Here is a 12149-nt window from a genome sequence, read left to right on the forward strand (position 1 = left end):
CGCGGCGAGTCAAGGGCTGATGACCGACCCCCTACCCCGGTAGGGGGCGGAGTTGGCTCCCCTGGGTGATGCCTCCGTACTGACCGGCTCCTTACGGTAGCCGCATGAGCGTCATCAGCACTGAGAAGAGCACCGCCACCGTGGAGCAGACGGCACCGTCGGCCCCGCGTGAGCGCATGCCGCGCAATGCGCAGACCAATGACTTCGCCGAGCTCGCCGCGGAGGTGAAGGCCGCTGGACTGATGGACCGCCGGGCCGACCGCTACATCCTGCGTCTGGTGGTCCTCGGACTGGCTGCCGTCGTCTCGGTGGCCCTGATGTTCGTGCTCGGAGACAGCCTCTGGCAGCTGGGGCTCGCCGCCGTCTTCGGCGTCCTGTTCACCCAGCTGGCCTTCCTCTCCCATGACAGCGCCCACCAGCAGGTGTTCGCCACCGGGCGGACCAACGAGTGGTTCTCCCGGATCGTGGGCAATCTGGGCGTCGGCCTCAGCTACGCCTGGTGGTCGCGGAAGCACGGGCGCCACCACGCCAGCCCCAACACCATCGGCCGCGACGGCGACATCGCCACCGGCGCCCTGGTGTTCGTCCCCGGAGAGAACGAGGGACGCACCGGCTTCATGGGGTGGATCACCCGCCGACAGGGCTGGCTCTTCTTCCCGCTGCTCACCCTCTTCGCCTTCGCCCTGCACTACAACGCGGTGCGCACCATCATCCTGGAGCCCAAGGTCAAGCACCGCGCCGTGGAGGCCGTGCTGGTGACCATCCGGCTGGTCGGCTTCCCCACGCTGGTGCTGCTCACCCTCGGACTGCCGCTGGGCCTGGCGTTCCTGACAGTGCAGCTGGTGGTCTTCGGCGTCTACATGGGCGGCAGCTTCGCCCCCAACCACAAGGGCATGCCGCTGATCCCCAAGAACGAGCGCATCGACTTCCTGCGCCGCCAGGTGCTGACCTCCCGCAACATCCGCGGCGGGCTGCTCATGGACTGGGCGATGGGCGGGCTCAACCTGCAGATCGAGCACCACCTGTTCCCCCGCATGCCCAGCATGAACCTGCGCAAGGTCCGGCCGATCGTGGTGCGGTTCTGCGAGGAGAAGCAGATTCCCTACACCGAGACCGGACTCGTGGAGTCCTACGGCATCGTGATCCGCTACCTCAACCGCGTGGGCCTGGGGTACGCCGACCCCATGGACTGCCCGCTGGTCACCCAGTACCGGGGGCGGTGAGCCGGGGCGCCGGGAGAATCCAGGGTCGGCCCGTCGCAGTGAGTCGAGGCGCGGGCGCATTCAGTTCCAGCCGGTGAACTGCGCCAGCAGCAGGAAGCTGGCGCCGACGACGAACCACATGAGGAACAGCGGCAGGAAGAACCGGACCCACTTGTCATAGGGCACACCGCCGATGGCCAGTGCCGCCATGAAGTACCCGGACGTCGGCAGGATGATGTTGCTCGGACCATCACCCAGCTGGAATGCGAGGACCGACGTCTGACGACTGATGTCCAGCAGATCCGCCAATGGCGCCATCACCGGCATGGTCACCACCGCCTGGCCTGATCCTGACGGCACTACGAAGTTGAACAGCGTCTGGGTCACCAGCATCCCCAGCGCCCCCAGTGCCGACGGCAGGCCCCCGACGAGGGTTCCCAGCGAGTGGACGATCGTGTCCAGAATCAGGCCGTCCTCCAGCATCACGGCCACCGCCCGCGCCAGGCCCACGATGATGGCCCCTTCGAGGACGCTCCGCATGCCCTCGGAGAAGGATTCGGAGACTTGTGACGGCGTCAGGCCGCTCACCAGCCCGATGATGAGCATGAGCAGGATGAACATCCCGGCCATCTCGATCATGAACCACCCTTGGGTGGACACGCCCCAGACGGTCACTCCGAGCACGGGCAGGGCCAGCAGCGTGGCGATCCGCTGCCTGCGGTTCAGACGCTGGCCGGGCTCCCTCTCCTGGTCGCGATACTGGCGACGCTTCGCTTCTTCCTCCGGCACGCCGTTCATGAGGCTCTTACGAGGGTCCCGGGAGATGCGCGCCACGTACCTCATGGTCCAGAGCGCACCCAAGGTCACCAGCACGACGAACAGGCCCGCACGGAGCCCCGCACCCGAGAACGTCTCGAGACCCGCGATCTGCTGCGCCAGTCCTGTGTTGACCGGATTCAGCACCCCTGCCGTGAAGCCCGCTGTGGTGCCGATGAGTGCAATGGCCACGGCAGTCATCGAGTCATAGCCCATGGCGATGATGAACGGCAGCAGCACCGGGATGTAGACCAGCGCCAGTTCCTGCGTCCCGATCAAGGTCGCCAGCACCCCAAACACGACCATGAGGACCGGAATCAGCAGGACCCGGCGCGTCGCGAAGGTCAGCAGCAAGCGATCCAGCGCGATCTCGATGACACCGGTGCGGCGCACCACCATGAAGACGCCGCCGATGATGAAGGTGAAGAACACCACCTCCCCTGCATCCATCAAGCCGCGGGGCACAGCGGTGATGAAGTCCAAGGGCGACGTCGGCGAAGCCGGCACCGCGGCATAGGTGTCCGGATCGATTACCTCTCGCCCGCCCGGACCTTCGACACGTTCGAACTGATTCGCCGGGACGATGTACGTGGCCAATGCCGCGACGGCCGAGAGACCGAAGAGGATGACATAGATATGCGGCATGCGGAACTGCCGTCGCCTTCCGGCCCGCACCTCCGGTGCAGTCGACTGACCGGTCCTGGAGCTCTTCACCATGCGATCCACCCTTCTGAGACCACCACGCCGCATCATCAGATTTCGCAATATGGAATGATTAGTCCACTGTGCGAAGTGTGATGTACGCTACATCGCGCCCTGAGGGCAGTCAACAGAGTGACGGGATTATCGCGGTTCACACTTGCCGAGGGGCCGAAGCAGGCACCTGGCCCAGGATCCGGCTTGCGAGCCCGGCCCCGAGCCCCACCAGAACTCCCGCTCACTCCAGCGGCAGGCGCGCCTCCACACGGAAGCCGCCCTCCGGCGTGGGACCGGACTCGACGACGCCGCCCACCGCACTGACCCGTTCCTCGATGCCCTCGAGCCCCAGCCCGGCGCCCGGAGACGGTGCGGCGTCGCTCGCCGGTGGGGCAGTGTTGCTCACAGTCAGCTGCAGCTCTCCCGCCTCCACCGAGGCCGTGACCGCCACCGTGGAGCCGGGCGCATGGCGCAGGGCGTTGCTCAGCGCCTCCTGCACCAGCCGGTAGGCGGCCAGCCCAGCGGCGGAGGGGACCTCAGGCAGCTCGGCGAACCCGTCGACGTGGATCGTCACGCCCGAGGCGCGGGTGTCCTCCACCAACTGCTCGATGTCCCCGAGCCCGGGCGTCGGCGCGGTGGGGACGTCGTCGTCGCCGCGCAGGATGCCCAGCAGCATCCGCATCTCCCCCAGCGCCTGCCGAGAAGAACGCGCGATCTCCTCGAACTCTCGCTGTGCCTCCTCGCCGATGTCGGGGACGCGATACGCAGCCGTGGCGGACTGGACGCTGATCACCGACATGCTGTGCGCCACGACGTCATGCAGCTCCCGGGCGATGCGGTTGCGCTCCTCCAGCTCACGGCGGCGCCGGGTCTGCTGGGCGCTGGCCTGCTCGGAGGCCTGCAGGCGCCCGGCGTTGAGGATCCACTGACGGGTCAGTGCTCCGAGCAGCACCACTCCTGCACTGACCGAGGCGAAGACGATCGCCGTAGAGAGCACCCCGCCCGGCACCTCAGGGGCGGTCGCGACTACGGCAGCGCCGGTCAGCAGCGCACTGGCCGCCCAGCCGCTGGCCGCCACATACCAGCGCTGACGCAGTGCTGCGACCAGCAGCACCCCGCACTGGGCGAGCATCGCGGTCACCGGCCAGGGCCAGACGCTCACCTCGGACTCGGCGGTGGCCCCCATCATGGCTGCCGAAGCCACGACGGAGAGACCGATGCCGGACCAGGAGTGACGTAGCGTGAGCACCAGGGCGCCGCTGTGCGCCACAGTGAGAATCATGGCGATCGCCACGTTGACCTCATAGACGGCGGCGGTGACCGGCCAGCCCACGGCCAGCAGCACGACGGCGGCGAACACCGCCCCCATCCAGGACCACGCCTGGGCGCTGAACGAGGCCCCGGAGGCCCGCTCCGTCGGGGCGCCGGAGGCGGTCTCGGGCCCGACGACAGGATCGACGACAGGATCGATCCCTGGGGCGACGATGCCGCCGTCGGGAAGCCTGCCCCGGCCGCCGGAGCCGAGCAGGCTGGTGGCCAGCAGCGCGTCCATCCACGCCAAGCCGTGCATCACAGCCGGCAGCGTGACCAGCACGATCACGCCCAGCGTGAAGAAGACCGCGGAGTCCAGCAGGTATCGGCCGGCGTCGGTGGCGGGCACCAGCGTAGGGGCGAGCAGGTCCAGCAGCTGGATCAGGCCGCGCTCGCCCGGGATGAAACGGGACCAGAAGAAGTACGTGATGCCGGCCGGCCCCAGGACGATCCACAGCACCGCGATCACGAAGGTCACCAGCCGCACGGGCAAGGCGATGATCGCCTCGAAGATGAGGTCCAGCCAGCGTCGCGGGTCGCCCAGCAGGCGCATCACGCCGGCGACACCGGAGCCCCGCCGCCGGTACACGACAGGCTCCGGGACCGCACCCCACAGGCGCAGCCGCCGACGGGACAGCTCCGCGAAGCCGGAGGCGACGATCAGGGTGGCCGGCAGCAGCAGCGCCCCGATCCACAGCGGGGCGGTGCCGATGGAGGCGGCGGTCAGCGTGATCAGCAGGCTGAACCCGAAGACCGCGATGGGCAGTCCGGGCAGCACGTAGGCGCAGTCGCGCAGCAGGCGGCGGATCATGACATCGATCCTTGACGAGGAGCTGTGATGGTCACATCACACCACAGAGCCATGTGTGGGGCATACCGGAGGGGTACCGTGGGGCCATGCCTGAGATCTCCTCCGACGTGGTGCGCGTGCTGATCGTGGACGACCAGTCGATGATCCGCGCCGGATTCGCCGCGCTGCTCGATGCCCAGGAGGACCTGGCCGTCGTTGGGACCGCGGAGGACGGGGAGGGGATCGTCGACGTCGTGCGCCGCACCCGGCCGGACGTGGTGCTGATGGACATCCGCATGCCCGTGGTCAACGGGTTGGAGGCCACGAAACAGATCGCTCAGATGCCGGGCACCCCGCCGCGGATCCTCATGCTGACCACCTTCGACGCCGACGAGTACGTCTTCGACGCGCTGCGCGCCGGGGCCAGCGGGTTCCTGCTCAAAGACGCAACCCCGGAGGAGCTGGTGCATGCGGTCCGTGTGGTGGCCGAAGGCGAGGCGCTGCTCTCCCCCAAGGTGACCCGAACCCTGATCGCCGACTACGCCTCCCGGCCCACGTCGCGGCCCCGGACCCACCTGCTGGCCGAGCTCACCGACCGGGAGCGGGAAGTGATGACGCAGGTGGCCCGAGGCCTGGCGAACGCGGAGATCGCCGCCGAACTGCACCTGGCCGAGCAGACCGTGAAGACCCACGTCTCGCGGATCCTCACCAAACTGGGCCTGCGCGACCGGGCACAGATCGTGGTGACGGCGTATGAGTCCGGGCTGGTGCGGGCAGGGGAATAGGCCCGTCAGATCCGCAGCCGTCGCCGAGTCACGTCATGGGACGCGGCGAGTGGACCGCCGGGGGATGAGGCTCGGCGTCGAAACCTTCACACCCCTGACCACCTCACGGTGATCGATCTTTGCCTCCAGCAGCTCCAGGGCATTGGCTGCGATCTCTTCAAAGGGGACTCTCACGCTCGTCAACGGAATCGGGAGATGCGCACTGAGCGGGATGTCGTTGTAACCGACCACGGACACGTCGTCGGGCACAGTCAACCCACGTCGCGACAAAGCAGACATGGCACCGATAGCGAGATTGTCGGTCGCGGCAAAGAGGGCCGAGAACCCGTGTCCAGCGTCCAGCATCTCGTGGACCGCCTCCGCGGCGGAGTCCACTGTGAAGTCAGTGGCCCTCACCAGCACGGGGTCGATCTCCGCGCCCTGCTCTTCCATGGCTTCACGAAATCCCTGCTGGCGAAGCCGGGCGTTGGAGGCGAACTCTGGGCCGGTCAGCAGAGCGATGGAGCTATGTCCGAGATCCAGCAGGTGTCGGGTGGCGAGGTATCCGCCCAGCACGTCGTCGCCGACTGCAGCATCCCCGTCTCCTTCACTGCGAAGTGCCAGCACGTACGGCACCTCAGATTCTTCCAGCCAGCTGTGCGCGGGGTCGTCGCGCCGGTCCGCGGCGAAGATGATCCCGTCGACGCGCCGCTTGACCAGATTCTGCACGGCACGTCTGGCCCCGTCCGGCTCATGATCCGTGGTGGCCACGACGGCCAGCCTGCCCCTGCGATCGCTGGCATGGGAGATCGCTTCGAAAAACACCGCCATGGCCGTGTCGGTGAGCCGGGGAACGATGACGCCGACGGTGTTGGTCCGCCCCTGACGCAGACCAGAGGCGAAGACGTCACGGGTGTAGCCCAGTTCTTCCGCAATGCGTCTCACCCTCTGGGCATTCGGAGAGCCCGAATGGGGAAGCCGGTCGTCGAGAATGCGCGACACAGTCGACTTGCTGACCCCGGCGGCGCGCGCCACGTCCAAGATTGTGACCCTACGGCCTCTGCCGCTCTGCTGCTCCATGTGCTCCCCACCTCCCGCTGTCGACCACTCTAGAGGCAAGACGCCGAAGATTCTCCGACCGAACCCCTTGACGCAAACTGTGACTCCCGTCATAGTGGGAACGTTCCCGCAATCGATTCTAGGAGTGACGCAATGATGGAGGCGATGGATCTCAGGGGCCTCAACCCCGCACCCGTGACCGTGTTCGGCGAGGACGGCGACGTCGATCACGCAGCGAACGCCAAGTACGCCCAGTGGCTGGCCTCATTCGACGAGGTGAAGTCACTGGTGTGTCTCGGCCATGCAGGTGAGGGGACGTTCCTCACCGCCCAGGAGCAGACCGACCTGATCAGGACCCTGGTCGAAGCCGTTGACGGGCGTATCCCGATCATCGCCGGGATCACCGGCGAGGGGACCCAGGTCGCAGCCGAGGAGGCAGTCCGCGCCGCCGAAGCTGGAGCGACCGGCGCGCTCGTCTACCCCTCCCACGGGTGGCTGCGCTTCGGATATCAGCACGGTGCGCCGCAGGAGCGCTACCGTGCGATCTACGAGGCCTCCGGACTGCAGTCGATCCTCTTCCAGTACCCCGACGTCACCAAGGCCACCTACAATCTCGACACCCAGTTGGAGATCGCGGCTCAGCCCGGCGTCATCGCCACGAAGAACGGCGTCCGCAACATGCGCCGTTGGGACACCGAGATCCCTGTCCTTCGGGCGGAGAATCCTGACCTGCAGATCCTCACCTGCCACGATGAGTACCTGCTCCATACGATGTTCGACGTCGACGGCGCACTGGTGGGCTATGGAGGGCTCGCCCCGGAACCGTTGATCGAGCTCATCCGGGCGGGCAAGGCAAAGGACTACCCCGCAGCCCGCGCCATCCACGACAGGCTCCTCCCGGTGACGAAGAACGTGTACCACCGCGGCTCTCACATGGAGGGAACGGTGGCTCTGAAGCTCGGTCTTGTGGAACGGGGCATCATCCCCCGGGCCGCGGTCCGGAGTCCCCTGCTGGATCTCCCGGACCAGGCCCGCGTCGAGATCGCCGAGGCGTTGAGGGCCGCGGAGCTGACATGAGTGACAAGGCGGTGACCAGCGCTATGAGCCGCGGAACGTCTGAACGGCCAACATGGCCGCGGCGGGTCATCACGAGCCTGGCCATCATGGGACCGGCCTTCATCGCCGGGGCCTGGCAGTTCGGCCCCGGGGCCCTGACCACGGCGGTGCAGGCTGGGAACCAGTTCGGCTATCACCTGCTGTGGGTCATCGTCCTGTCCACCGTCCTCGCCATCGTGTTCACTGACATGAGCGCACGGATCGGGCTGCGGAGCGGGACCTCGATCATCCAGACAGCAAAGGACACCTTCGGCACTGCGTGGGGTGCCCTTTCCGGCGTCGGAGTCTTCCTCATCACCCTGATCTTCAGCGTCGGCAACGCCGTCGGCACCGGACTGGGCCTGGCAGGACTTTTCGGCGGTCCGCCGATGGTCTGGACGATCATCGCCTCGGCGGCGGTCGCGTTCGTGGTCTTCGCCAAGAACGTCTATCGCATCATCGAACGCCTGCTGATCGCCATGGTTGCGGTGATGGCACTCGGATTCGTCATCAGCGCATTGATGACCGACCCAGCCTGGAGCTCAGTCGCGACGGGCCTGGTCCTGCCGACAGTTCCAGCTGGAGCTGAGCTGCTGGTGGTCGCCCTGGTGGGGACTAACTTCTCCATCAATGCCGCGTTCTACGTCAGCTACGCGATCCGCGAGCGCAAGCTGACGGAACAACAGTTCCGCGAGGTGCGCTGGCGGGACACCGTACCAGGCATCGCGGCACCAGGGCTGATGGCCGTATTCGTGATCGTCGCCGCCGTGGCCACGTCGCGCCATGGGTTGGAAGCCAACACCCTGCAGGAGCTGGGCCAGGCACTTGAGCCGGTGGCCGGGCCGATCGCCTCGACGCTGTTCTCCCTCGGGTTCTTCGCCGCGGCCTTCTCATCCATGACGGCGAATGCTGTGGCCAGCGGCACTGTGCTCTCTGACGCGTTGGGGCTGGGAGACAAACTCGCCTCGGCTCCGGTGAAGACCTTCATCCTGATCCCATTGATCTTCGGCGCGACAGTGATGATTGTGGCCGGCGGGAACCCCATCCAGCTGATTGTCACGGCGCAGGCTCTGATCGTGCTGGTGGCACCCTATGTGGGGCTGGTCGTCGTGCTGCTCGCCAGCCGTCGGGCCCTGATGGGGAGACTCGTCAACGGCGTGGCGATGAAGACAGCAGGTGCAGTCGGCATTCTTGTGCTCCTGGCGATGAGCGGGCGGCTGGTCTTCTCCTGGTTCGGGTGACCCCGCACTCCCTCGATGCCTGGTGGGTGCTCCGATCACAGGCGATCGGGTCACCCACCAGGCATCTCTCTGGGCGGACGGAGAGCACCCCGCTCGATCTGTCGACCCCTCAGTCCACGGCGACGAACACGTCGTCGGCAAACATGCCGGGCGACACCTTCAGCACGCCGTCCTCCACGCCGTCGGCCGGGACGTGGATCGCGATGTTGCCGGTGGACGTGGCGCCCTCGTACAGCGTGCTCATGGAGTCGAAGCTGTCCGGCGCCACCGTCATCATGTCGGAGGACCGGAACGTGTTGCCCTCGGCGGATACGTAGTCGACGCTGACCATCGGAATGTCCCCTTCGGGATCGTCACCGATGTACTGGACGCTGAGGTCCACCAGGATGTAGCTGTGGCCCTCCTCCGGGTCCTCGTTGAACGGGTTCTCCGCCAGGACGGCGTCAGTGGCGTCCAGGTCCACGCTGTTGACCGTCACCGCCCAGTCAGAGGCGGTGATCTCAGAGCCCAGCGGATAAGGGTTCGCGCGGGTGCCCTGCTCGGCATCGTCTGCGGTGGCATCGTCGTCATCAGATGCCGCGGCGACGTCGGCCGCCTCCTCAGTGGCCGCCTCATCCTCGGCCCCAGAGGCGGCCTCGTCGTCGCCGCCCTCATCCTCCTCCGGCGCGGAGACGGTGGTCTCGTCGCTGAAGGCGTCGTCGAAGGCGTCGGCCACCACGGCGAAGAACACGATGACGCCGACGACGGTGCCCACCACCGAGACGATCAGCCCGACGATCCCGGCTCCGCGCTTCTTCCCCTTCAGGAACAGGGACACCAGCGCCAGGACGAAGGCGATGGGCAGCAGCACCCATCCCAGGATCAGCGCGCCCGGCACGCAGGCGAAGATCGTGCCGAGGATCGCGGTGATCAGGGCGATGATCCCGAGGACGTTCCGGCTCGGCGCCGCCTCGACGGCGACGGGTCCGGGATAGGTGGAAGTCATGGCTCAAACCTGCTTTCTTCATCAGTCTGCGAGTGCTGCACGATGTGCTGATTCGAGCCTGTCGAAATCCGCACCGCCTCGGCACCGCTGATCAGGCAGACCGCACTGCCCGATCGGGCACAACGGGATGCCCGATCCGCCGTGTCCGCATGTCAGAGCGGCTCAGTACACTGACGGCATGTTCCCCCGATCGTGGCCCCGGGCCGTGCGCGTCATCCTCTCCGGCATCGTCGTGCTGGTGATGATGAGCACCGGGCTCCTGGTGACGGTGTCGACGGCGATGACGAACCCGGGGTACATCGACCCGGCGACGGACGAACCGACCACTCTCGGCGCCATCATGATCGGGGTGGCGATGCTGGCCCTGCTCACACTGCCCTTCTACCGGCGCGCTCCGCTGGTGCCGATGATCGCCGGCACCGTCGTCGCACTGCTGCTGCGCCTGGACCCCTTCGTCCTGGCCGTGGGGCTGACCGTGTGGGTGGTCCGGGCCGAGCGTCGCTGGCACTGGGCGGTCGCCGCCGCCGGATTCGCCGTCATCCTGATCTGCGCGGGCCTGCATCTGCACGCCCTCACCGGCTGGCCGGATCCGGACTACCGGCGCACCGGGCAGATCCTGGTCGCCGTCGTCACGGTCCTGTGCCTGGGCCTGGTGCTGGGGATCTCCCTGGGCGTACGACAGCGCCGCTCCGCCCGGGCCGCCGAAGCCCACGCCCGGGCCGCCGAACACAGCAACGAGCAGCTCACCGAGCAGCTCACCCGTCAGCAGGAGCGGCAGGTCCTCGCCCGCGAAGTCCACGACACCTTGGCCTCCGACCTCTCCGGGCTCTCCCTGCACGTGGGCGGGCTGGAGAAGGCCGCGCAGCACTCCGGCGACCCACGCCTCGGTGACGAGCTGCGCACCACCCGGCACTATGCCGACCGCGCCCTGTCCAACCTCCGCACCCTGCTCACGTCGCTGCGCGAGGGCGGAGCCGGCGACGACGCCCCGGCACCCTCCCCACAGGGCGTGGCCGACCTGCAGGCCCTGTTCGCCGAAGCCGCGGCCGGCGGCGTCGAGGTCCGTCCCTTCGTCCTCGTCGACGGATTCTCCACAGCTTCTGACGCCCTGCAGCACGCGGTCCGGCGCATCCTCCAGGAAGCCCTGACCAACGTGCTGCGGCACAGCAGCGACCGCACCGCGGAGGTGAGCCTGACCGGGGGCGAGGGCCAGGGGATCGATCTGCGGGTCACCAACCGAGTCCCGGATCAGCCCCGCTTCACCGCCGGCTCCTGCACCGGCCTGGTCGGCCTGGAGGAGAGGGCCCGGGCGCTCGGCGGCACTGTGGAGACCCGTCGGCTCGAGGGTCGCTTCATCCTCACCGTCCGGCTCCCCTGGCCTCTGCCCGAGACCGCCGAGCACCCGAGCTGAGCCTCGGCCCCGCCCGAGCCGCTGACCTGGGGCTGCCCCGTCATGTCAGTCCCAAGTTGGTAGACTTCGCGCGTGATGCTCTCCGTGGTGATGGTCGACGACGACGCCCTGGTCCTGGGCTCGCTGCAGAACATCCTGAGCGGCGAGGAGGACATCGCCGTCGTCGGCACCGCCCCATCCGGCGCTGAGGCGATCGACACCGTCCGCGCCCACCGGCCCGACGTCGTCGTGATGGACCTGCACCTGGGTGCAGGCATGGACGGCGTCGAGGCCATCCGCCGGATCCGCGAGCAGCTGGCCCCGCCCGCCGTCCTGGCGGTGACCGCCTTCGGCACGGACACCCACCTGCATGGCGCCCTCGACGCCGGGGCCACCGGCTTCCTGCTGAAGGACGACGCCACCGAGTTCCTCGCCACCGCCCTCCGCATGGCCCACGAGGGCGACCCGATGATCTCCCCGGCGATGACCTCGCGGCTGATCGCCAGCTACGTCGGCCCGCGGACGGAGCCGGTCTGCGAGTCGGCCCGTCGACGCGTGAGCAGGCTCGCGGAGCGCGAGATCGCCGTGGCCCGGCTGATCGGTGACGGCAAGACCTATGAGGACATCGCAGGTGAGCTGTTCATCTCGCCGAGCACCGTCAAGAGCACCCTGGCCAGCGCACGGGCCAAGATCGGGGCGGACACCAGCGCCCAGTTGGCCGTCATCGTCGCCCAGGCCCGGCTGGATCTGAACGGGCAGGCATGACGACACAGCGGTGACACCGCCCTCTGGTTGAATGG

At 67.8% G+C, this 12149-nt stretch carries 10 protein-coding genes; 6 read left to right on the forward strand and 4 right to left on the reverse strand.

Annotation, left to right across the window (positions count from 1 at the left end):
- Positions 1–104 precede the first annotated feature (104 nt).
- The gene (locus tag Q7C18_RS05860) at positions 105–1223 is read left to right on the forward strand and encodes a fatty acid desaturase family protein (RefSeq protein WP_396954341.1); all 1119 of its coding nucleotides are present in this window, start codon (positions 105–107) and stop codon (positions 1221–1223) included.
- Between the two features lie 60 nt (positions 1224–1283).
- On the opposite strand, the gene Q7C18_RS05865 is transcribed toward Q7C18_RS05860, so the two are convergent.
- Positions 1284–2663: a TIGR00366 family protein gene (locus tag Q7C18_RS05865; RefSeq protein WP_311024578.1), complete on the reverse strand. Its 1380-nt coding sequence runs from the start codon at positions 2661–2663 to the stop codon at positions 1284–1286.
- A gap of 292 nt (positions 2664–2955) precedes the next feature.
- The gene (locus Q7C18_RS05870; protein WP_311024579.1) at positions 2956–4836 is read right to left on the reverse strand and encodes a sensor domain-containing protein; all 1881 of its coding nucleotides are present in this window, start codon (positions 4834–4836) and stop codon (positions 2956–2958) included.
- 86 nt (positions 4837–4922) lie between these two features.
- Here Q7C18_RS05870 and Q7C18_RS05875 point away from each other — a divergent pair, with 86 nt between their 5' ends.
- The gene (locus tag Q7C18_RS05875) at positions 4923–5600 is read left to right on the forward strand and encodes a response regulator transcription factor (RefSeq protein ID WP_311024580.1); all 678 of its coding nucleotides are present in this window, start codon (positions 4923–4925) and stop codon (positions 5598–5600) included.
- 33 nt (positions 5601–5633) lie between these two features.
- Here the strand turns inward: Q7C18_RS05875 and Q7C18_RS05880 are convergent, their stop codons facing one another.
- A complete protein-coding gene (locus Q7C18_RS05880) occupies positions 5634–6614 on the reverse strand; it encodes a LacI family DNA-binding transcriptional regulator (RefSeq protein ID WP_311024581.1) in 981 nt (326 codons plus the stop codon).
- A 189-nt stretch (positions 6615–6803) separates the two neighbouring features.
- Here Q7C18_RS05880 and Q7C18_RS05885 point away from each other — a divergent pair, with 189 nt between their 5' ends.
- Positions 6804–7715 (forward strand): dihydrodipicolinate synthase family protein, encoded by a 912-nt coding sequence (locus Q7C18_RS05885; RefSeq protein WP_311024582.1) that lies wholly within the window; start codon positions 6804–6806, stop codon positions 7713–7715.
- A gap of 86 nt (positions 7716–7801) precedes the next feature.
- Complete coding sequence (locus tag Q7C18_RS05890; protein WP_311024583.1) at positions 7802–8974, forward strand: Nramp family divalent metal transporter; 1173 nt, start codon at positions 7802–7804, stop codon at positions 8972–8974.
- A gap of 109 nt (positions 8975–9083) precedes the next feature.
- Here Q7C18_RS05890 and Q7C18_RS05895 read toward each other — a convergent pair whose 3' ends face one another.
- Complete coding sequence (locus Q7C18_RS05895) at positions 9084–9959, reverse strand: hypothetical protein (protein ID WP_311024584.1); 876 nt, start codon at positions 9957–9959, stop codon at positions 9084–9086.
- Positions 9960–10137: 178 nt separating this feature from the next.
- On the opposite strand from Q7C18_RS05895, the gene Q7C18_RS05900 reads away from it, so the two are divergent.
- Together Q7C18_RS05900 and Q7C18_RS05905 are read left to right on the forward strand one after the other, a co-directional pair.
- A complete protein-coding gene (locus Q7C18_RS05900; protein WP_311024585.1) occupies positions 10138–11370 on the forward strand; it encodes a histidine kinase in 1233 nt (410 codons plus the stop codon).
- Positions 11371–11445: 75 nt separating this feature from the next.
- Positions 11446–12114 carry a response regulator transcription factor gene (locus tag Q7C18_RS05905; protein ID WP_311024701.1) on the forward strand — a complete coding sequence of 223 codons (669 nt, stop codon included), beginning with the start codon at positions 11446–11448 and terminating at the stop codon, positions 12112–12114.
- The last annotated feature ends 35 nt before the right edge of the window (positions 12115–12149 follow it).

Origin of the sequence: Nesterenkonia sp. CL21 (assembly GCF_031705515.1) — a bacterium.
In the GTDB taxonomy this organism is placed as follows: Bacteria; Actinomycetota; Actinomycetes; order Actinomycetales; family Micrococcaceae; genus Nesterenkonia; species Nesterenkonia aethiopica.